Annotated in this window: 13 protein-coding genes; 10 read left to right on the top strand and 3 right to left on the bottom strand. The window is 39.1% G+C overall.

Features of this window, described 5'->3' with window-relative positions:
• Positions 1-1,153 precede the first annotated feature (1,153 nt).
• The 9 genes from ACM03V_RS28655 (at position 1,154) to ACM03V_RS28615 (ending at position 19,990) form a co-directional block, all read left to right on the top strand.
• Positions 1,154-6,523 carry a beta-ketoacyl synthase N-terminal-like domain-containing protein gene (locus ACM03V_RS28655; RefSeq protein WP_414624207.1) on the top strand — a complete coding sequence of 1,790 codons (5,370 nt, stop codon included), beginning with the start codon at positions 1,154-1,156 and terminating at the stop codon, positions 6,521-6,523.
• 75 nt (positions 6,524-6,598) lie between these two features.
• Positions 6,599-8,314 (top strand): SDR family NAD(P)-dependent oxidoreductase, encoded by a 1,716-nt coding sequence (locus ACM03V_RS28650; protein ID WP_414624206.1) that lies wholly within the window; start codon positions 6,599-6,601, stop codon positions 8,312-8,314.
• A 161-nt stretch (positions 8,315-8,475) separates the two neighbouring features.
• Positions 8,476-11,313 (top strand): polyketide synthase, encoded by a 2,838-nt coding sequence (locus tag ACM03V_RS28645; protein WP_414624205.1) that lies wholly within the window; start codon positions 8,476-8,478, stop codon positions 11,311-11,313.
• Between the two features lie 151 nt (positions 11,314-11,464).
• Positions 11,465-13,069 (top strand): PfaD family polyunsaturated fatty acid/polyketide biosynthesis protein, encoded by a 1,605-nt coding sequence (locus tag ACM03V_RS28640; RefSeq protein WP_414624204.1) that lies wholly within the window; start codon positions 11,465-11,467, stop codon positions 13,067-13,069.
• Positions 13,070-13,368: 299 nt separating this feature from the next.
• Positions 13,369-14,874: a thioester reductase domain-containing protein gene (locus ACM03V_RS28635; RefSeq protein ID WP_414624203.1), complete on the top strand. Its 1,506-nt coding sequence runs from the start codon at positions 13,369-13,371 to the stop codon at positions 14,872-14,874.
• 376 nt (positions 14,875-15,250) lie between these two features.
• Entirely contained in the window at positions 15,251-16,525 is a 1,275-nt protein-coding gene (locus ACM03V_RS28630) for a glycosyltransferase (RefSeq protein WP_414624202.1), read from the top strand.
• A 226-nt stretch (positions 16,526-16,751) separates the two neighbouring features.
• Positions 16,752-17,975 carry an ABC exporter membrane fusion protein gene (locus tag ACM03V_RS28625; protein WP_414624201.1) on the top strand — a complete coding sequence of 408 codons (1,224 nt, stop codon included), beginning with the start codon at positions 16,752-16,754 and terminating at the stop codon, positions 17,973-17,975.
• A 39-nt stretch (positions 17,976-18,014) separates the two neighbouring features.
• Entirely contained in the window at positions 18,015-19,181 is a 1,167-nt protein-coding gene (gene devC / locus ACM03V_RS28620) for an ABC transporter permease DevC (RefSeq protein ID WP_414624200.1), read from the top strand.
• 107 nt (positions 19,182-19,288) lie between these two features.
• Positions 19,289-19,990 (top strand): DevA family ABC transporter ATP-binding protein, encoded by a 702-nt coding sequence (locus tag ACM03V_RS28615; protein ID WP_414624199.1) that lies wholly within the window; start codon positions 19,289-19,291, stop codon positions 19,988-19,990.
• Between the two features lie 93 nt (positions 19,991-20,083).
• On the opposite strand, the gene ACM03V_RS28610 is transcribed toward ACM03V_RS28615, so the two are convergent.
• Together ACM03V_RS28610 and ACM03V_RS28605 are read right to left on the bottom strand one after the other, a co-directional pair.
• Positions 20,084-21,211 (bottom strand): AAA family ATPase, encoded by a 1,128-nt coding sequence (locus ACM03V_RS28610; protein ID WP_414624198.1) that lies wholly within the window; start codon positions 21,209-21,211, stop codon positions 20,084-20,086.
• A 57-nt stretch (positions 21,212-21,268) separates the two neighbouring features.
• Positions 21,269-22,057 carry an RNA ligase family protein gene (locus ACM03V_RS28605; protein ID WP_414624197.1) on the bottom strand — a complete coding sequence of 263 codons (789 nt, stop codon included), beginning with the start codon at positions 22,055-22,057 and terminating at the stop codon, positions 21,269-21,271.
• Positions 22,058-22,374: 317 nt separating this feature from the next.
• On the opposite strand from ACM03V_RS28605, the gene ACM03V_RS28600 reads away from it, so the two are divergent.
• Positions 22,375-23,598: a M20 family metallopeptidase gene (locus ACM03V_RS28600; RefSeq protein ID WP_414624196.1), complete on the top strand. Its 1,224-nt coding sequence runs from the start codon at positions 22,375-22,377 to the stop codon at positions 23,596-23,598.
• A gap of 78 nt (positions 23,599-23,676) precedes the next feature.
• Here ACM03V_RS28600 and ACM03V_RS28595 read toward each other — a convergent pair whose 3' ends face one another.
• A complete protein-coding gene (locus ACM03V_RS28595) occupies positions 23,677-23,898 on the bottom strand; it encodes a hypothetical protein (protein ID WP_414624195.1) in 222 nt (73 codons plus the stop codon).
• Positions 23,899-24,021: the final 123 nt, after the last annotated feature.

The raw sequence follows: 24,021 nt of genomic DNA, 5'->3' as shown, positions 1-24,021 counted from the left end.
TTTTTCACAGTATACACATCCCAAATACTCCGGACAAGCTGTTTGTTATTTAGATGCATATCGACAGGATTTAGCAAGTATAAAAAAAGTCACATATTTGATAACTAATTTTTATAAACTATTCAAAAATCAAATTGCTTATATCTCTTACAAAAACAGTCTTTACAAGAAAAAACTCGGTTCAAGAATTGTATTCAGATAATTAACATTTAAACAATATGTAACATTTCTTATTTTTGAAAAATCATCATAATTTCAGTATATTAATGTCAACATTTACTAAATTTAATTTATAAAATTTAATTTCAATAGCGAAAAATAACTGAAAATTATAGCAACTCGTTTAAAGAATACTTTGTGCTTATAATTATATTAACTTTGAAGCTAGATTACACATCTTTCCCTGGTATGATTTTTATTACTACATCCGGTAAGTAATGTAGATTTATTCTTCGATTCTCAACTTTGCCTGTGATACCTAATTTCGACATGATACAACCATAAAATCACTTGTATATAAATTAAACTAAGCTTCTCTAAATCATCTACCGTCACAAACAAACTTATATCTAATCTGTCTGACTTTTAAAGTAATTTTCCGTCAAATTGTAATAGTGCGATCGCTGGGTAGGCGTTTTTCAATATTGACTTATATTTTGCAGCATTTTTAACTACATCTAAGTAGACCTGTTTTTTAAGGTACTAATAGGCGTTTGGGGTTCGATCGCAATTAAAATAACCGACTTTGCTTTTAATGCAACATACTATTTTGTATTTTTTACTATATATCAGATGGAACTGAAAAGTCATTTTTGTAACTTTATGGATAAAGTTATTACTTAGGGCATAGCATATTTGTGTTACCTCAAATCAGTTACTGTGAAAAAGTGACTTGTATTAACTGTATTATCGTTTTATTACTAAGGTGGTTGGGAAAACATTGTATTTTTCATCTATTTAGATAGCGATAATAACTGTAACAGGGTTCCTATTTACTTGCCAATAAAGTTCTGGTTGGTACGCTCATCAATAAATTATTTAAATTGATACTTCTTATTCGCACTGTTTTATCGGTTTTAATAATTTTAATTGATAGTAAAATAAGCTTTTGACAAATTCATAGATTCAGGTATTGAAAATAAATTCATGCCAAATGTTAACTAACAAAATTGGCGCTGCTTTAGCTCAGTTTCACAAAGAAATTGATAATTGCGAACGGGCAATATTAGACCTAATTAAACTAAAAAATATGACTTCTGAATCGGTAAAACTTGATCGAACTAATACACAATTACAACAAACTCCCATAGCGATTATTGGGATGGGTTCGCTGTTTCCGCAAGCAAAGAATTTACAAGAATATTGGGAAAAAATTATCGCAGGTGTTGACTGTATTACCGATGTTCCTGCATCGCGGTGGAATGTTAAAGATTATTACGACCCCGACCCTAAAGCACCCGATAAAACTTACTGTAAAAGAGGCGGCTTTATTCCCGATATCGAATTTAACCCGATGGAGTTTGGACTACCTCCGAATCAGTTAGAGGTGACGGATATCTCGCAGTTGCTAGCTTTAGTTGTTGCAAAACAGGCGCTTTGCGATGCCGGATATGACTCTGATAGTGGGTTTAATCACGAACGCACCGGGGTAGTGTTGGGGGTAGCTTTAGCAAGACAGCTGACAATGCCTTTGGCTGCAAGATTACAATATCCCGTTTGGGAGAAAGTTCTCAAAAGTCAGGGTTTATCTGACGAAGATACACAAAATATTATTGAAAAAATTAAAAGCGCTTATATAAATTGGGACACCAACGCTTTTCCGGGAATGCTAGCTAACGTAGTAACGGGAAGAATCGCCAATCGTTTTGATTTTGGCGGAACTAATTGCGTTGTGGATGCTGCTTGTGCCAGTTCCTTGGGTGCATTGTCAATGGCAATTAGCGAATTAGCCGACTATCGTGCCGATATGATGCTTACGGGTGGAGTTGACACCGATAACTCTATTGTTGCCTATATGTGTTTCAGCAAAACTCCGGCTGTAACGCCTGGAGAAAACGTTAAGCCTTTTGATGCTGAGTCCAACGGAATGATGCTAGGTGAGGGTGTTGGGATGATATTGCTCAAGCGTCTGGAAGATGCCGAGCGCGATCGCGATAAAATATATGCGGTAATTCGAGGTGTTGGAACTTCCAGCGATGGCAGGCACAAAAGTATTTACGCACCTCGTGCCGAAGGGCAGATGAAAGCTTTGGAACGTGCCTACGAGCGGGCTGGATTTACACCCCGTACCGTTGGTTTAATTGAAGCGCACGGTACGGGGACAATGGCTGGAGATCCGGCAGAATTCGCAGCGTTGAAAGCTGTATTTGGTAAAGATAATGCATCTGAGCAGTCTGTTGCTTTGGGTAGTGTTAAATCTCAGATTGGACATACTAAAGCAGCAGCCGGAGCGGCAAGTTTGATTAAAACAGCTTTGGCTTTGCATCATAAGGTTTTACCGCCGACGATTAATGTTAATAAACCAAATCCAAAGTTAGAAATTGAGTCTTCACCATTTTATTTGAATACACAAACTCGTCCTTGGCTGCAAGCAGGGGAAACACCCCGACGTGCTGGCGTTAGTTCTTTTGGCTTCGGTGGCACTAACTATCATATTGTGTTGGAAGAATACTGCAATCAAAATCAGCAATTTCGCATTAACCGCACTCCCCAAGAAATATTATTGTCTGCACCTTCACCGGAACAGTTATTGCAAGAGTGCGAATCTGCTTTGATTGAATTGAAATCAGATCAGGCAGAAAGTTATTTTAAAGAGTTAGTTAATCGAAGTAAATCGGTGCAAATCCCGGTAACGGCAGCTAGATTGGGATTCGTTGCTGACTCGGTGGTTGAGTCAATCAAGAAATTACAAATATCTATAAATTGGTTCAATAAGCAGCCTGAAGCAGAAAACTGGCAACTTCCTCAAGGAGTCTATTACCGAAAGCAAGGAATGGATTTGCAAGGAAAAGTAGTAGCTCTATTTTCCGGGCAAGGTTCGCAATATTTAGAAATGGGACGGGAAATAGTCATGAACTTCCCGGTATTGCAGCAAACTTACAACCAAGTCGATCGCTTGTTTTGTAAATCTGGTTTATCGCCTATTTCCGAAAAAGTATTTCCCGCACCCGTATTTGATTCGGCGCAAAAACAGGCACAAACCCAGGCTTTACAACAAACCGAAATATCTCAACCGGCGATCGCTGCATTTAGCGTCGGATTATATAAGGTTTTACAGCAAGCTGGCTTCAAACCAGATATTGTTGCCGGACATAGTTTTGGCGAACTTACGGCATTATGGGCAGCAGAAGTCCTCAGCGATGAAGATTACTTCTATCTGGTGAAAGAGCGGGGGCAAGCGATGGCGAAACCCGACGATTCTAGCCAGGATATGGGAGCAATGCTTGCAGTTAAGGGTGATGTAGCCAAAGTTAAACAGATACTTAGTGGTTTCCCCGAAGTTAAACTCGCTAATTGCAATTCTCCTTTTCAGGTAGTTTTAGCTGGTGCTACCGATAAAATTGCTGAATTGAAGCAGGTTTTAACAGATAAAGGCTTTTCGGCAATTAGTTTACCTGTCTCCGGTGCTTTCCATACATCTTTGATTGCTCGTGCTGAAAAACCCTTTACTAAAGCAATTGGGAAAGTCACCTTTAATACTCCAAAGATACCGATTTATACCAATACAACCGCTACAGTTTATCCTCAAGAATCCGAAGCAATCAGAAAAAATCTGCAAGCTCATATCAGTAATTCAGTACTGTTCGAGCAAGAAATAGAGAATATCTATGACAAAGGCGGTTATTGCTTTGTTGAATTTGGTCCGAGAAGCATTTTAACTAACCTCGTAGGTGAAATTTTAGGCTCGCGTCCCCATATGGCGATCGCCCTGAATGGCAGCCGTCAAAAAGACAGTGACAGTCAACTTCGAGAGGCTGTAGTGCAGTTGCGCGTTGCTGGTTTAGAATTAGCCGAACTCGATCCTCATCAGTTAGAACTAAAGTCGCCGGAAGTTAAGTCCAATAAGGCTTTAAATGTAACTTTGGGATGCCATAATTACGTTTCCGATAAAACTAAAGCAGCATTTACAAAAGCTTTAGAAAATACAAATGGGAATAGGGCATTGCAAAATGGAAATGGAAGACGCGATGAAGGTTTAGTTAGTGCAAATGGTAACGGACATTCTTCAAATGGAAATGGAAGTTCTCAGAATCTTACTTTAGTTACCTCTGCGAATGGTGAATCCACCCCCGTGGGTCGGTTCCCTCCGTTGAGGGGAGTGGTGAACCCGGAGGGTAACGGACATTACAGAAATGGAAATGGAAGTTTGCATAACAAAGATTTAGTCACGGCTAAAATTGCAAGTGCGACAAAATCCAGTACTGCTTTGAAGGAAAAACTGCCTGTAGAACAAACAATGACTTCGATCGAAGGAAATTCTCGTCGGCAAAACGGACAATCTATTACTACAACCGTTGTCGATCGCAAATTGGCTGCTGAAAATAAGCTAGAATCTGCTTTACCGAATCCGGAACTTATTGCTTCTATAGAATCTAGCATCGAACAGTTTAGTCAGACTCAAAGTCAAACTTTAGAAGTTCACGGACAATATTTAGATAATCAGCAGGAATATGTGCAAGCCTGTTTCCAACTGATGCAGCAGCAAAGCGCTTTATTCTCTAATATTGCTCAATCGGGAAAAACCCAACCTGTAGAACGAATTATTGAAAGCGTCGAACGCAGCATGATGCAGGTTCACAAGCATCAAGCAGATACATTACAGATACACCAACAATATTTGCGATCGCAGGTTGAATCGACGGGAAAGTTTTATAAATTAACTCAAAAAGGCTATTCGCATCTAGTAGAAGATGATTATACTCAGCCATTAATATCACGGTATAAAGTAGTTATAGATAGTGATATTACTGAGCCTGTCAGTCAAAATGAACAGTCTATAGATAATCAATCTTTACCCGTTACCTTTGCTGAACCAGAAGTTGAGAATAATTCACCAAAAATCGAACCACAAAAAGTAAATATCGATTTTGATACCTTAAGTCAAGCGCTACTTGCAGTAGTCAGCGATAAAACTGGTTATCCATCAGAAATGTTGGAATTAGACATGGATATCGAAGCCGATTTAGGGATAGATTCGATTAAGCGAGTTGAGATTATTGGAGCATTACAAGAGCAAGTACCCGATTTACCGCAACCGAATCTCGAAGAAATGGCAGAAGTGGAGCTGCGAACTTTGGGACAAATCGTTGATTATATGCGGAGTTTGACGGAAGGTGGAACGGGAAACCTAACCCCCCAGCCCCCTTCCCTACGTTCGCGCAGCGTGTCCGAAGGACATGGGAATGGGGAGAATTTAACAGATAATTTAACCGAACAGCTTTCTTCCCTACGAGGGAATGGCGAGAATTCAACGGAAGATTCAAAGCCTCTCTCCTTGCAGGAGAGAGGTTTGGAGAGAGGTTCTCAAAATGTCATCGACAGCGATACCTTAAGTCAAACCTTACTTGAAGTAGTCAGCGATAAAACTGGTTATCCATCAGAAATGTTGGAACTAGATATGGATATCGAAGCAGATTTAGGGATTGATTCGATAAAACGAGTTGAGATTATCGGCGCATTACAAGAGCAAGTACCCGACTTACCGCAGCCGAATCTCGAAGAAATGGCAGAAGTGGAACTGCGAACCTTGGGACAAATTGTTGATTATATGCAGTCTCTGACAACGGAGACTGAAAAAAAAAAGCAATCGGATACAGTTGACGACGGGCAACCCAACCTAGAGCATAATATCCAAAGAGCGGTTGTTAAGCAAAAGTTTCTACCTCCTCCAGATAAATTAGAATTCGATTTACCTGCAAACCATATTTGCTTGCTTACTGATGATGGTTCTCAACTAACTTGCGAATTAGCTCAATCTTTACAGCATCAAGGTTGGAAAGTGGTAGTTCTGTGTTTTCCTCAATTAGCAACAAAATCATCTTTACCACAAGGTATTGAACGAGTAATGCTACAAAATGGCAGCGATGAACAAATAAAAACACAATTAGCTGAAATTCAAGCTAATTATGGACAAATTGCCACTTTCATGCATCTAAATCCTAGCGAACATCAAGACGCAGCAATTATCAAGCAAGTGTTTTTCCTAGCCAAACATCTTAAAAATTCACTGACTAAAGCCGCGAAATTAGGGCGTAGTTGTTTCATAACCGTAACTCGTTTAGATGGAGAATTAGGATGTTCCGGTAAAGGTGACATAAATCCAGTCAGCGGTGGATTATTCGGCTTAACCAAATCCTTGCGATGGGAATGGCAATCGGTATTTTGTAGAGCGATCGACATAAATCCCGAATTAGATAATACCACCGCAACCCAACATATAATTGCCGAACTCCACGACCCAAATCGCTTAATAACCGAAGTTGGCTATGGTGCGAGGAGGATTACAGTGAGCAGTGAACAGTGAACAGTGAACAGTGAGCAGTTAGCAGTTAATAGTTAGTTATTCTTCTCCCCATCTCCCCCCTACTCCCTTCCAAACATGATTAACCAAAATTCCGTTTGTGCAATAACTGGTGGTGGTAAAGGAATCACTGCCAAGTCGGCTATCAAGCTGGCTCAACAATATAAATGTCAGTTTGTTTTACTGGGGCGATCGCCTTTACCGAAAGCTCCGGAACCTGCTTGGATAGAAGATTGTACGGAAACTGAGTTGAAGCGGCGGATTTTGGAACAACTTGTGGCTGGTGGTGAGAAACCAACGCCGATGATGGTGCAAAAAGAGTATCAAGCAATTTCGTCGCGACGGGAGATTGAGCAAACCCTTGCAGCGATTGAAGCAGCGGGAGGAAAAGCGGAATACCTCAGCGTTGATGTCACCGATGAAAGTGTATTGCAAGAAAAATTAACTGAAGTTGAGCAGAGACTCGGTAAAATAACCGCAATTGTCCACGGTGCTGGTAATTTAGCGGATAAACCGATTGAAAAGAAAACTGAATCGGATTTTGACAAGGTTTACAATCCTAAAGTTAAAGGATTAAGCAATTTATTAAAATGCGTACCTCCGAGTCAGCTAAATTCTTTAATTTTGTTTTCCTCGGTGGTGGGATTCTATGGAAATGCCGGACAAACTGATTATGCGATCGCCAACGAAATTCTGAATAAAACAGCTTATCTGGTTAAACAACAACATCCCGATTGTCATGTAGTCGCAATTAACTGGGGTCCTTGGGATAGTGGTATGGTAAGTCCAGAATTGAAACGAGCATTTGCTCAACGCAATATTGAGACGATACCCGTCGAAGTGGGAACGCAAATGTTAGTTGAAGAGTTTGCACCTGAAAATCATCACGTACAGGTAATAATCGGTTCTCCTTTAACACCTCCTCCCGTTGCTTTAGATTCCGAGTTAAAGAGTTATAGAATCCGACGCTATTTAAACTTAGCTGATAATCCATTTTTACACGACCACGAAATTGCAGGTTATGCAGTTCTTCCCGCTACTTGTGCAATTAATTGGATTGCGAATACTTGCGAGCAACTTTATCCTGGATACAAATTTTTTGGCGTTCAAAACTATAAAGTTTTAAAAGGAATTGTTTTTGATGATACCCTTGCAGATGAATATATTTTAGACTTACAAGAAATTGCTAAAAAAAGTGGAGATGAAATTGTTTTTGATGCCAAAATATGGAGTATAAATCAAGCAGGAAAAACTCGCTATCACTTCAGCGTTAAAATAACACTTAAACAGCAAATTCCTGAACCTCCGCTGTACGATTCATTAGACTTAACACCAAGCAATAAAATCTTTACTTCTCGCGAACAAATATATCAACAAGGGGGAGCAAGTTTATTTCACGGTGCTGCTTTTCAAGGAGTAGAAAAAGTCTTAAATATCAATGACAAAAAAATCACCATCCTGTGTAATTTACCATCCGTAGACATTGAGAAACAAGGACAATTTCCCGTCCAAACTTTTAATCCTTACATAGTTGACGTGAAAATCCATTCATTATGGCTTTGGGTGCAAAATTATTATCAATGTGGCTGCTTGCCTTCAGGAATTATAGCTTACGAACAATTTGCCCCTATCCCCTTTGACGAAACATTTTATATTTCCTGCGAAATCGTAAGCAAAACAAAAACAGCAGCAGTAGCTCAAATCATCGCTCACGATAGCCAAGGAAAAATTTACATCAAAATGCAAGAAGCGAAAGGAACAATTCTACCTTTGAACTTAATCAGTGAACAGTAATCAGTGAGCAGTTTGAAACTCTTAATTCCTATTCTGCTTTAAGATTATCTATCTCTCCTTACCTCTTTCCTCTGCGCTCTCTGCGGTTTTTTAAAATCGGGAATCATAGAGCCGGGAAGAAAGTAATTCTTAACTCCTACCTCCTAACTCTTATTTTAATTATGGTAAATATAAAAAATCAAAACCATAAATTAGCCATAATTGGTATAAATATAAATGGCGGTTCGCTTGTCGAACTAGATAATTTTGAACGTACTATTTATCAGGGAAAACAATATAATATTTCCCCTGATTCCAATCTAAACATAAATGAAATTGTAAATAAAGCACTTAAAGATGCGGAAGTTGAATCTAACGCTAAAATAGCAGTAATTATTGTTAGCGATGAAGATAATACTGCTAATCTTCCTTTTACTCATACGGCAACATCAAAAACAGTATTTAGCGCAATTCAAATGGCGCAAAAGCTACTTGCTGTTAAAGAAGTAGACACGGTTGCGATTGCTTCTGTAGCTTCTCCAAACTCCCCTGCTTTGAATGGTGGATTAGTTCTAATTGATGCTGAATCTATAACAAATAACCAGCGAATTTACGCGATAATTGATGCAGTAACTATTCCCCAAAATTCTTCCCCGAAAGCACAAACAATAACCCAAACTTGTCAGCAAGCTTTCAATATTGCTGGGATTAAAGCTGAAGATATTGGTTATTTAGAAATTTGCGGTAGTTGTATTTCAGAGCCAAATCAGTTAGAAATTAAGGAGTTAGTTGCTGCTTATCAAACTTCTGCTTCAGAATTAAATTGTGCAGTAGGTAGCTTAAAAACGAACATCGGTAATGATGTAAGTTCGGAAATGGGCAGTTTAATCAAAACCGCTCTATGCCTTTACTATCGCTACATCCCCGCAGTCCCAGAATGGTCTAATCCTAAATATCCGGAACTATGGCAAGGTAGTTCTTTTTATGTTCAAACTCAGTCAAAACCCTGGTTTCTAGCCGCAGAAACTAATAAAAGAATTGCCGCTATTAATGGTTTTAGCAACGGTAATATAGCTCATCTGATTTTATCAGAATCACCGCTTGTTCAAGAACGTGACAGCAGATATTTGGCACAAATGCCCATCTTGTTGTTTCCTTTAGCTGCCGATGATTTAACAACATTAATAGAGCAAATCAAAGTATTAGAAACAAAAATATCGCAGAGTGATTCTCTTGCCGTTGCCGCAGCACAAACCTTTGCAACCTACCTTTCGGATCAAAACGCGACTTATGCTGTAGGCATTCTCGGACGAAATCTTAAAGAATTACAGCGCGAAACACAACGTGCTATCAAAGGTATTGAAAAAGCTTTTGAAACTGGGGGAGAATGGAAAACTCCTGTAGGTAGCTACTTCACCGCTAAACCGTTAGGTAAAAAAAGTAAAGTTGCCTTTGTATATCCAGGTGCTTACAGCTCTTATTTAGGAATCGCTCGAAATCTATTTCGCTTGTTCCCTAAAATCTGGGATTCTCCAGTAATTCAAAGTGTTTACAGCCGCGTGGCTGGGATTGAGAAATTTGTTTATCCTCGCAGCTTAAACGCCTTGACAAAAAGACAGTTAGAAGTATTAGAACAGGAGTTAATAGATAACCCTCTTTCAATGTTGGAATCGGAAGTAGGTATTGCCGGATTGATGAGTGCTGTACTCAGAGATTATTTTGGACTGCAACCCGACTGTTGCTTTGGTTACAGCGTGGGCGAAACTACTATGGCGATCGCTCAAGGGATCTGGACTGATTTTAGCTCAATTAGCAGCGGTTTGAATTCTTCGCAACTGTTTAACAGCAGGTTATGCGGTGCAAAAAATGCGGTACGGGAATATTGGAGATTAACAGACGCAGAAACAAAAAGCGATTTTTGGCGTAACTACGTTTTGATGGCAGGGGTTTCCGAAGTTAAGGAACAGCTAAAAAAAGAAAGCCGGGTTTATTTAACTCAAATTAATACGCCTAGAGAAGTTGTTATTGCTGGTGATATCGCAGCCTGTCAAAGAGTAATTGCTTCCCTTGGATGTAATGCAATTGCAGCCCCCTTTAACCATGCTATTCACTGCGAAGCAATGGCTTCAGAATACGATGAATTTGTTAAACTGCACACCCTACCTATTAACAATCAACCTCAGATAGAGTTTTACTCAGCAGCAGAATATGAAACCTTTAAACCTGATAGTGAGGTTATGGGGCATAATATCGCTAAAGTTCTATGCGAGCAGTTTGATTTTCCCCGAATCGTCAACCGTCTTTATGAAGCCAAAGCAAGAATTTTTGTAGAAGTAGGGGCTGGAAACGCCTGTTCCCGATGGATTGGTGAAAATCTCAAAGGAAGAGAACACACTACAATATCTTTAAATCGTCGGGGAATAGATGAATATACCAGCTTACTTAGAGGTTTAGCGCAGCTTTTATCTCAGCGAGTTGAGATAGATTTATCGCCGCTATATAACTTAAATTATTTAGTAAATGATTTAGAATCAAAAGCTTCTTCCCCTGAAGTAAGAGAAGTACAAAAAACAGTTCCACAATCTACTTCACCTAAGTCTGAATTTACGTTAAATAATCAAAACCAAAATCAAAATAAAAACCACGAAGTAATGGTAACTTTATCTCCACATTATTGGAGTAACTTTAGTATGCAAGAGTTACAAACATCGGCAAATAGCAGCAAAGATATAGAAGTATTACATTTTGCAAACCCTCAACTAAATACAGCTAGCTCAAATGAAAATATTGCTAATTTTAAAGCTCCTTCAACATTAATAAATAAGAAATTAAATTCTACTTCGACAAGCAATAAAAAATTATCTGGCTTAATTAATTCTCATGCCAAAGCAATTAGCGAAACCGATCGGCAATCCAGCCAATCCCAAGCTATTTTTTTACAAGCCAGACAATCATCATTTAATCAAATGGTAAACATGGTTGAGCTTCATTTATCTATGTTGAATCAACAAATTAAATGAATGTAGGGAATAGGGAGAAGGGGAGACAAGGGGAAAGGGGACAAGGGGAAGAATAACTAACTCCTAACTCCTAATTACCAATTACCAATGCCCAATTCCCCAATGCCCAATTCCCCAATTACCAATTACCAATTACCAATTACCAATCTATATGACTATCACAAATGTAGCGCCTGAAAAAAATGGGCATCATCTCAAATCAACATTACTCATACAAAATCGAGATATTGCTTTTGATGAAGCAGGAATTAAATCTAAATTATTAAATTTAAATCAACCCTGCTACGTTGTTAGTGCCAAGGGAAAAATCGGATTTACTAATAAATTTGACGCGGATGAACCTAGAGAATTACTCATGGCGCTGCCACCTCTGACACTGCAACAATTGGGCGATAGAAGTTTTCTTGAATTCCACAAAGTAAAATACGCCTATACAGCAGGTGCAATGGCTGGCGGTATTGCTTCAGAGGAATTAGTCATCGCTTTTGGAAAAGCGGGAATCCTCAGTTCTTTTGGTGCTGGTGGTTTGAGTCGGGAACGTGTGGAATCAGCAATCAAGCGAATTCAGCAAGCTTTACCGGAGGGGCCATACGCTTTTAACCTGCTCCACAGCCCTAGCGAACCTGCAATGGAAAGAGGTTCGGTGGACTTGTATTTGCAATATGGAGTCAAAACCGTTGAAGCTTCGGCTTTCCTTGATATTACGCCTAATATCGTTTACTATCGCGCTGCGGGATTGAGCCTTAATAGCGACAATCAAATAGAAATAAACAACAAAGTTATCGCTAAAGTTTCCCGGAGAGAAGTAGCCAGTAAATTCCTAGCTCCCGCACCGCTCAAAATGCTTCAGGAACTGGTCAATCAAGGCTTAATTACCGAACTACAGGCTACTTTAGCCCAAAAAGTTCCTGTCGCTGATGATATCACCGTTGAAGCCGATTCTGGCGGACATACAGACAATCGACCTTTAGTTTGCTTATTACCTACGATACTTGAATTACGCGATGAATATCAGCAACAATACGGTTATACAAATCCCGTAAGAATTGGTGTCGCTGGAGGTATAGCAACACCACAATCAGCATTAGCAGGCTTTATGATGGGTGCTGCTTATGTCGTGACGGGTTCAATCAATCAATCTTGTATAGAAGCGGGAACCTCCGACTATACCAAAAACCTGCTGACAAAAGCCGAAATGACAGACGTAACAATGGCACCAGCCGCCGATATGTTTGAGATGGGCGTGAAATTGCAGGTACTCAAACGTGGCACGCTCTTCGGAATGCGATCGCAGAAGTTATATGAGCTTTATCAGCGTTATGACTGCATCGAAGATATCCCCGTTGCAGAAAGAGAAAAGTTAGAAAAACAAGTATTCCAGCAAAGCTTGGATGCAATTTGGCAAAGCACCCAGCAATATTTATCACAACGCAGTCCCCAAAAATTAGAAAGGGCTATCAAAAATCCTAAATTCAAAATGGCGTTAATTTTCCGCTGGTATTTAGGCTTATCTTCACGGTGGTCAAACTCCGGAGAAAAAGGGCGAGAAACCGACTATCAAATTTGGTGCGGCCCCGCGATGGGAGCTTTTAACAACTGGGTAAAAGACACTTATCTCGCTCAACCGCAGAATCGTCACGTAGTTGATATTGCCCATCATATCCTCACCGGAGCAGCATATTTATACCGACTGCAAACTTTGAAATTACAAGGCGTAGAATTGCCAGCGCGTTTTGCTCAATATCACCCCGGTTGAGGAGCTACCGCGTACACACAAGTCTTCAAAATTTGCTCCATAACGTTTTGATCCCCCCTAGCCCCCCTTTTAAAGGGGGGAATCAAAGTAAAAGTCCCCCAATTTAGCGGGGAATCAAAGTAAAAGTCCCCCTTTTAAAGGGGGATTTAGGGGGATCTTACGAGATGTGTATATACCGTAGGGTTGAGGAGAGGGGGAGATAATATTTATTCTTAACTCCTAACTCCATTACCTATTCCCAACAACAACTAACAACTAACAACTAACAACTAATAACTAATAACTAACAATTAAAAACTATGTCTTTAACTGCTCAAGATATTCAAGATTGGATGCTTACTCAACTTGCGGAACAATTAAATATTGAAGTTGATGAAATTGATATTCAAGAACCTTTAGATACTTATGGGTTGGATTCGGCAGAGGCGATGATTTTGGCTAGTAAAGCCGAAAAGTTGCTAGGTTTTGAATTGCCTTTGAATCTACTGTGGCTTTATCCTACTATTGAAGGGCTTTCCGAGCGTTTAGCTGAGGAAATTGTCGAGAGAAAATCACAACAAGAAACCGGAAATAATCAATCATCAAAAATAGCAGATTTCAAGTTAGATTTAGGTGCTGAAGTGGTTCTCGATCCAAGTATAGATCCTAGTAAAGTACCTTTTGAAGCCAAAGAGGAGCCGGACAATATTTTAGTTACCGGGGGAACCGGCTTTCTCGGAGCGTTCTTAATTCAAGAACTTTTGCAGCAAACTAAAGCTAATATCTATTGTTTGGTAAGAGCGGGTGATGCCGAGTCTGGAAAAAATCGGTTACTGAAAAACTTACAGCAATATCAAATTTGGAAGGAAGAATACGGCTCTAGAATTATTCCAGTTATCGGCGATTTATCGCAGCCACTATTAAATCTTTCTCAGGAACAGTTTAATTTATTAGCAGCCAAAATAGACGTTATTTATCATAGCGCTGCTTTACTAAACTATGTTTATCCATACTCAGTGATGAAGGCTGCAAACGTGTTGGGAACTCAAGAAATTCTCAGATTAGCCTGTGAAGTTAAACGTAAACCCTTACACCACGTATCTAGCGTTGCAATATTTGAATCAACAGCTTATACAGGTAAAGTTGTTCAAGAAGATGATAATTTTGATGAACATGAAGGAATTTTCTTGGGTTACTCTCAAACTAAATGGGTATCTGAGAAATTAGTCAAAATAGCTGCTTCGCGAGGTCTTCCCGTAACTATTTACAGACCACCTTTGATTGGTGGACATAGTAAAACTGGAGTCAGTAACACCGAAGATTTCATCTGTTTAATGTTGAAAGGCTGCGTACAGATGAAAGCTTTTCCCGATATAGATTACTGGTTGGATATGTCCCCTGTAGATTATGTAACTTCTTCAATTGTATATTTATCGCAGCAGCCAGAATCGGTTTCTAAAGCTTTCCATTTACAACATCCTAAGCCAATTCACTTAAGCAAATTAATCAACTGGATTTCAATACTTGGCTACAAGATCGAAAAAGTTTCTTACGAAGATTGGTTAGATAAACTACAAACTAGCGCTTGCTCTCCCGATAATCCTCTTTACACTTTAAAGCCCTTTCTACTTCAGCGCTGGACTGAAGAACAGTTAACCGCCACCGAAATATATATGCAAGCAAGAAGACCAGCCGAAATCAGTTGCAAACAAACTCTTAAAGCCCTTAAAGGTTCCGGCATAGTTTGTCCTTCATTAAATCCACAACTATTTAATAAGTACTTATCATACCTGCTGAAAAATGGTTTCTTGACAGTAGCAGGTTAACAGTTAGGAGTTAAGAATTAAGAGTAGCAAGTAGTGAGTAGAAAGTAAAATACCAATTCGTTATTATTCTCGGCTCATCAACCATCCATTCGGGCTATGATTACTCGCTACTCACTACTTCAGAAATCTCCCCCAATCCCTAAACAAGTTAACTGCCGATGTATAGATTAAAAATAAATAAACCTTGGAATATTAAATTAATTAAATATCGCCCATATAAATCAATAGATAAATCAATTAATTATTCTGCTTGACTTTGAATTTAGTTATAGGGGACGGGAAATATCGAAATCTAGATACAGCCTATTGCTATAACTTTAGAAAAAGGAAACATCCAACATAAATAATATTTTGATAGAATAAATAGGAGAAATAAATGAATGAAGTATCGATTATAATTTGTGGTTTACTAACCTGTTTAGCAATATTTTATGTATGGCTAACGGTTGCTTTCGTATCCAAATTAAACCAATATCGGAGTACACCACAAGAAAAAGATATATTAATAGATGAAAAGAAAAATTTACCATCAGCTAGTGTAATACTTTGTTTGCGTGGTGCAGACCCATTTTTACCTAAATGTTTAGAGGCATTGCTCAACCAAAATTATCCCGACTATGAATTACAAATAGTGGTAGATAGCGATAAAGATCCAGCTTGGGAAATGGTGACTCAGACGGTAGAAAAACAAGCCGCAAAGCACGTTAAAATTAGCTCTTTAGTGGTTCCGCGTTTAACTTGTAGTCTCAAATGTAGTGCCTTAGTGCAAGCTGTATCTAACTTAGATGCTAATTGCGAAGTGGTAGCGTTAGTAGATGCAGATACGGTTGTACATTCCAATTGGTTGCGTCAATTAATTAGTCCTTTAGCCGATCCTCAAGTTGGAGCAACAACAGGCAACCGTTGGTTTTTGCCGCAAGGTAAATATTGGGGAAGTGTAGTTAGATATATATGGAATGTAGCTGCGGTGATTCAGATGCACTTTTACCGGATTCCTTGGGGTGGAAGTTTGGCAATCAAAACAAAAGTTTTTCGTCGAACACAACTCTTAAAGAAGTGGGAACAAGCTTTTAACGAAGACACAATGCTAAAGCACATCTTGCAACAACAAGGGCTAAGAGTCGAGTTTGTACCTTCCATAATTATGGTAAATCGCGAAGAAACCGATTTAAAAAGCTTTATACCTTGGGTTCAACGTCAATTGCTTTGCTCTCGACTGTATCACACCTCTTGGAAGGCGATCGCCATTCATGGAGTTTTAACTACAGTAATTCCCACAGTCGCGATCGCGTTATCGCCCTTTATGTGGTTAAACGGGCAATTACCTGCTGTAGCTTATTTTGGCAGTGGGTTGGCGATCTATGTAGTTACCCAAATCCTATGTCTGGTAATTTTAGAATATCAGGTACGCGGTATAGTTAAACTCAAAGGCGAAATACTTCCATCAATTGATGCAGCTACAGTTTTCAAAGTCTTACTAGCACTTCCCCTGACTCAAATGGTTTATACTTTTGCCTTAACTTCAGCAATGTTTATGCAACAAGTTAAATGGCGCGGTATTACCTATCAAATCAAAGGACCGTGGGATATAAAATTAGTTGAATATCAACCATATACTGCGACAGAAACTTCGGTAGATTCTATAATGTAAAGATTTTAGTCATATCAAAAAAAGAAGTTTACTTTGTCTCCCCGATTTTTAATTTCATCAGTTAAAGCTAAATATAAACCAGAAAAATTTTCTGTTTGTTTTCAATTTATAGTCTAGATATCAGTCACTATTTCTTAGTTGAAAAAAGCTGAGAATTAAAACTTAAATTTAGACTCGAAATAAGTTACAAAGCAACTACTAATCATTCTCAAGGCACGAAACAGTCATGGTTCAAAAGGAAGGTCAGCCTTTAAAGAAACCCCTTTTAGGGCGAATTATATATGTATTAATCGCCTTGGCTGCGAGCGGTGGGGCGGCTGTCTTTCTTTACGGCTTGGTACAGCTTCGCTCTAATTCCCAACAAGTTGCACCTACTACACAACCAAGCGAACCAGCTATTATTGGTGTTGCAGCTTTAGGACGTTTGGAACCGCAAGGAGAAGTTATTCGTTTGTCCGCACCAACTTCGACTGGAACCAATAGAGTCACCCAACTTTTAATCAAAGAAGGGGATAAAGTTAGCAAAGATCAAATAGTGGCAATTATGGAAACTTACGACCGCAGCGAAGCCGCTTTAAACAAAGCCAAAGTAGACGTTGAAGTTGCCAAAGCCCAATTAGCGCGGGTAAAAGCTGGCGCAAAATCCGGGGATATTCAGGCCCAAAAAGAAGACATTTCTCGTTTAACAGCTGAATTAGAAGGACAAATCGCCACTCAAAGAGCAACCATCGCTCGAATAGAAGCCGAGGTTAAAAATGCCGAAGTTGAAAATCGACGCTATCAAGGACTTTACAAAGCCGGAGCTATCGCAGCATCAGAAGCAGATACTCGTCGTTTGCGGCTCGAAACCGCCCAAAAACAACTTCAAGAAGCCAAAGAAACATTAAACCGGACTATCGAAACCACCAAAATTCAGTTAGAGCAGGCAAAAGCAACCTTAAACAGCGTACAAGAAGTGCGTCCAGTCGATGTACAAGTAGCAGAAGCCGAATTGCAAAGCGCGATCGCCGCCGTCAAACAAGCAAAAGCCGATTACGAATTAACCGCGATTCGCTCTCCTATAGACGGTAAAATCCTCGATGTCAACGTCCGTGCGGGAGAAGTAGTTGGTAATAACGGAATTGCCGACATCGGAAAAACAGGTCAAATGTACGTCGTCGCTGAAGTCTACGAAACCGACATTAAAAAAGTGCAAATCGGTCAACCTGCTGTCATTACCAGTGCAGCCTTCAATGGAGAACTACAAGGAACAGTTAATCAAATTGGTTTACAAGTAGACAGACAAGACATTTTTGATGTCAATCCACAAGCAGACACAGACAACAAAGTAATAGACGTAAAAATCCGTCTTCAACCAGAAGACAGTGAAAAAGTTGCTAATCTAACTAATCTCCAAGTACAAACACTTATTAAGACAGTGAGCAGTGAACAGTTACCAGTTATGAATTAATTATCTACCCCCTCTACCCCCTCTCTCCTTCTCCCCATCATGACCATTCCCGTTGCTTGGCTACAACTAACTCAACAAAGAGTACGCTTTCTAGCGACTTTAGCGGGTGTTTCCTTCGTTGTCATTCTGATTTTTATGCAGTTTGGCTTTCAGGATGCGCTCTACTCTAGTGCTACACAATTGCATCAAAATTTTAAAGGAGATTTGTTTGTAATAAGTTCTCAATATAATGCTTTAACTTCTCAACAAAGCTTTCCCCGGAGTCGTTTATATCAGACTTTAGCTTTTAATGGTGTAGAGTCAGTTAACCCTGTTTACGTTCAATTTGCTAAATTAAAAAATCCTTATACTGGAGAAAAAAATCCTATTTATGTAGTTGGTTTCGACCCAGCCGAAACAGTTTTTAACCTACCTCAAGTAAATAAATTATTACCATTAATTAAACTTCCTAATACAGTTCTTTTTGACGGAGCTTCTCGACCGGAGTATGGCCCAATTGCTGAAAACTTTTCGCAAGGAAAAGATATCAAAGTAGAAGTATTTAGCTACAATGCTAACGTTGGTTATAAAGTTAAAATTGGTGGCTTATTTTCTCTCGGTCCTTCCTTTGGTGTAGATGGTCATTTAATTCTCAGCTATTCAACTTTTTTACGAAGCTTTCTTGACCGTAAAGCCAGCTATATAGATATAGGTTTAATCAACCTTAAAGAGAACGTCGATAAAGAAAAACTAATAGCAAATCTGAAAGCCAATTTACCCAATGATGTCCGAATTCTAAACCGTGAAGATTTCATTAAATTTGAAAAAGATTACTGGTCTTTACGCACACCTATTGGTTTTGTGTTTAGTATGATGACCATCATGGGTTTAGTAGTCGGAACTGTATTTGTCTATCAAATTCTCTATAGCAATATTTCCACCAATTTAGTTGCCTTTGCCACTTTAAAAGCAATGGGATTTAAACATAAATATTTATTAAAAGTCGTATTTCAACAAGCGATATTATTAGCCGTACTTAGCTATATTCCAGGATTAATCATTACCTTTGGTTTGTATGATGTAGCCAAAGAAGCCACAAAACTACCAATAGTAATGACTTGGGATAAAGGAATATTAGTTGTATCCTTAGTAACTTCAATGTGTATAGCCTCCGGGTTTTTAGCAGTACAAAAATTACAAGCTGCCGATCCGGCGGATATTTTTTAAGGAAACAAGGAGAGGGGGGATGGGGAGACATTGCCAATTACCAATTACCAATTACCAATGCCCTATTCCCAATGCCCTATTCCCTATTCCCTATTCCCAAAATTATTATGAATGAACCGATTATAAAAGCAAAAAACTTAAATTATTTCTACGGCAATAAATCGCTAAAAAAACAAATTCTGTTTGATATTAATTTAGAAATTAATCCTAGAGAAATTACTCTACTTACAGGGCCATCAGGTTCGGGTAAAACCACATTATTAACTTTAGTTGGTGGTTTGCGTTCGGTTCAAGAAGGAAGTCTGCAATTTCTGGGAAACGAACTTTATAAAGCTAGTTCCGATAAATTGGTTAATGTACGTCGTCAAATTGGCTATATTTTTCAGGCTCATAATTTATTGGAATTCTTGACAGCAAGGCAAAACGTGCAAATGTCATTAGAACTTCAATCAGTTCCCGAACGAGAATCAATTTCTAGAGCCGAAGCAATCTTAAAGTCAGTGATGTTGGGTAATCGCGCCAATCACTACCCCAGCGAACTTTCAGGTGGACAAAAACAAAGAGTGGCGATCGCCCGCGCTTTAGTTGGTAAACCTAAATTAATTCTTGCCGATGAACCTACTGCTGCTTTAGACAGTAAAACCGGAAGAGACATCATCGAACTTATGCAGCGACTATCTAGAGAACAAGGTTCGGCAATTTTGATGGTAACTCATGACAACCGTATTTTAGATGTAGCAGACAGAACTATTCATATGGAAGATGGCTTCCTCAAAGAAATAACCGAAAAATCTAAAGTTAGCAGTTAGGAGTTAAGAGTTAAGAATTAAAAATGTAGTGGGAGCGTCTCGCTCCCTGCTAATAATTAATAAGTTGGGAATTTCCCCTTGTCTCCCCCTCTCTTACTCTTGACTCGCAATCCAATCCACTCGATGCGCTTCAATAACAGTCGGAACTTCCAAACGATTTTTCATCCGGTAAAGTACTTTTTCTGGTAATTTTTCAGTTCTAGTTTGATTTCTTCGCAATAGTTCTGTCCAAGATTTTTCTAGATAAACAATGCGAATCTCTGCTTGATAAGCTGCAAATAAATTAATCAGCATTCCGCGTAACTGCTTGTTTAAATTAGTTGCATTCCAAACAAAAGATTCTCCCGCTCGCATATATTCTTTAGCAATAGATTTCGCGGCATTTGCAACTTCACCTTGATTTTCGCCGGGTTTAATACCCATCTCGTGACGCAATTGATCGAGAGAAATGACTTTATATTCGGGAAGATTTTCATTAATCCAAGTGTCTTTTCCCGAACCGGGTAATCCTGACATCATTATTACTTGAAAGCGAGTATCGTCATAAGCGTGATAATTTGGATTGCCGTTTTGTTTTTGAAAATAAATAAATCTACTGTGGGCTGATGGAAACGAGCGCGGTTGAGTAAAACAATCGTTTTCTTGGCAAAATTCTCTAAAAAATTCAATGCGTTCAAATAATTGCTGTCGATCGTCACAATAACGCCCTCTGACATCAGCTTCGGCAAGCATTGCTAACATATCACAACGGATTATTTGGCTAGCTTTAATTACAGCTTCCTGCGGATTTGATTTATCCCAAAACCACAGAGGTAAACTTCCGTATTTTACCAAAGCCACAATTTCTTCTCGTTGTTTAAAAGGTACATTCAAATCCCAGAGAATTTCCTGGGTCATTTTTGCACCTTGTAACACGTGCCCCTTAGAACTAATTGCACCCGAATCTTCTATTTTGCTAGCCTTTGGTTTTGCGACATCATGCAGTAAAGCCGCAGCAAACAGCACCGAGCGCTGTGTTTCAGGTAAAGCTTGCCATTCAGGTAATCCAACCATTGCCTCACACACCAATTTTGTATGAGTAAGAACATCACCTTCAGCGTGATAGCGTGCATCCTGCGGACAATCAGCAAGCAACCGCAACCACTCAAATTTATCTTCTAATTCGCGCCAATTTATAGCAAAATCACCCTGATTTGGGCAATAAGCAAAAGTCCAATTCATGATTTTAGATTTTGGATTAACAACTGTAGAGACGTAGCAGTGCTACGTCTGTCTGTACTATGCTGCAAACAAGTCAACACCATCGCGCAACTGATTCGGAATTATCGGACGATTGAGCCAATGTCCATCCGATCGCTCGATGGTGGTTAAGAAGCTCGATCGCACGTATTTATATCGTTCTACAACCGTATCTGTTGATTCGATTTTGATATACAAACCTTCCATTACAGAACTTTGATCGGTTTGTTGCAAACAACGTTCGATATCTAGTCCTTTTTGCAAACAAATATTTTCAAAATTTTGTAAATGCTCGGAGGTTTGATAATGCGATTTTCCCAGTAAACTAATTAATTGTTTGTAGGATTGAAGTTCTCCTTTCATAAGCACGGGTACGGAAACTAACGGTAATCCTGCTAATAACTGTTTTCTTTTCGCCGTACTCAAAAATAGCTGCTTTTCTAAATCTAAGACATCGAATTCAAAGAAATAGTGGGGTAAAGCATCGTAAAAAACGGTATGTTTTGCATACAGCCATTCTCCGTAAAGAATGTAACGTTTACCTAATACTTCCCAAAAACTGGCGACATGAGTATTAGCCCACTGCTTAAACAAGTTGAAGTGCTTTTCTCCCGCTCCCCCCGTTAAGTAATGTCCCCGACTTTGCAGTTGAATTTGTCCATCAGCAGTAAAACTAATAGCAGCATTCGCACCATCAATTTTTTCTTCAACAACTCCATAGCGCTGTTTAATTTCCGCAAAAGGGATATTATCTAACTCTTCATCCCCAGGCTGGAGTCGCGAACCCTGAATGTGATGGGTACGCGGATATTTATATATTTGTTTCATTTCTTTTAACTCTCGGTAAGTTCAATCAAAATTTCAATCAAATTCAAATTCAAAGTTTGCAGCGAATAAAAATAGAAGCGTCCAAAAAGACAACATTCGCGCTAAAACATAAACTTGAGTGATTTGAAGAACTACATATCTAGTTACCGTTTATTTCCAAGAGTTAATATTTTTGTATGTTACATCATAATACAGTTAGCAGTCAACAGTGAGCAGTTATCAATTCCCCATTGCCAACAAATTAATTTGTATAAAATGAACGGTAATAAGTGTTACATTTCTTTATTATGGGAAAAAGCTCGTAAAAAAATTAATCAATGCTTTCTCGTATTAAAGATTTAGCAGCAGAACTAGCACCGCGTTTAATTGAAATTCGTCGTCACATTCATTCTCATCCGGAACTCAGTGGTGAAGAGTTTCAAACGGCCGCTTTCGTGGCTGGGGTTTTGTCTTCTAACGGTATTCATGTTCAGGAAAATGTTGGCAAAACTGGCGTAATTGGCGAACTCGAAGGTAGTGGCGATGATCAGCGTATATTGGCTATTCGTACCGATATGGATGCTTTACCGATTCAGGAATTAGCTCCATTAGATTATGCTTCGCGCAATCAAGGCATTATGCACGCTTGCGGTCACGATGTCCATACCACGGTGGGTTTGGGTACGGCAATGATTTTGTCGAAGTTATCACAAGAGTTGTCAGGAAAAATACGGTTTATATTTCAGCCAGCAGAGGAAATTGCTCAAGGTGCAAGCTGGATGGTTGCAGATGGAGCGATGAATAATGTGGATAGTATTTTGGGAATTCACGTTTTTCCTTCTATAGCTGCGGGTTCTGTAGGTATACGTTATGGTGCTTTAACCGCAGCAGCAGACGATTTAGAAATTATTATTACTGGTGAATCGGGACATGGGGCACGCCCTCATCAAGCAATAGATGCTATTTGGATAGCCGCACAGGTAATTACCACATTACAGCAAGCAATTAGCCGCACCCAAAACCCCCTACATCCAGTAGTATTAAGTATAGGAAAAATTACTGGTGGTAGAGCGCCAAACATTATAGCCGATTCCGTGCGCTTGCAGGGAACAGTGCGATCGCTCCACCCAGATAGCAGCAAGGAATTACCAGGCTGGATTGAAAATATTGTCAAAAACGTTTGCGATACCTACGGTGCAAAATACCAAATCGACTATCGCCAAGGGGTGCCCAGCGTTCAAAATGATTTAGCGCTTACTCAAATAATTCAGTCAGCAGCAGAAGAAGCATGGGGTGGCGATCGCGTTGAAATTTTACCGGAGCCTTCTTTGGGTGGAGAAGATTTTTCGATGTATTTAGAAAAAGCACCGGGTTCAATGTTCCGTTTGGGTGTGGGTTTCACGGATAGAGAAGTAAATCACCCATTACACCATCCCAAGTTTGAAGTTGACGAATCCGCAATTATTACCGGGGTTGTCACCTTTGCCTACGCTGCTTATAAGTATTGGGAACTTAAGAGCGATACTACTGCAACTTTGGCTCCTGTAGCAGTTAACAGTTAACAGTGAGCAGTGAGCAGTGAGCAGTTACCAGTTGCAAAACTCCATTCCTTTGTAAAGGGGTGGAGTTAACTAACAGGATTAACTATTATTAACGCTGCAAGTATATATGGTTTCTTGCTTGCTATTATCCTTTATCCCATATCCTTTTTCTTTTAAAAATTTAATCAGTTCATCAGTTCGTGGTTTATTAATACTTTCATCTAAACCTAACAATAATTTCAGATATTTATTTAATCCTTTTGATGCTTCTTTCTGCAAATTTCTGATTCTAGCATCAAGTTTTTCTTTGTATTGAATCAATTCTTCTTTTTTCGGTATCCTATTTTTATCGTATATAAAAGCAATTTCGCGTCCCGAATATCCACGAAGAGATAAACATAAATAACGCTTTTCAAATCTTGTTAGTTTACAATTCGGTTTAAA

The organism is Calothrix sp. CCY 0018 (assembly GCF_963920925.1).
Classification (GTDB): domain Bacteria; phylum Cyanobacteriota; class Cyanobacteriia; order Cyanobacteriales; family Nostocaceae; genus Rivularia.
The sequence above is the reverse complement of the archived record's forward strand: the minus strand, read 5'-3'. Positions and strand labels throughout refer to the sequence as shown.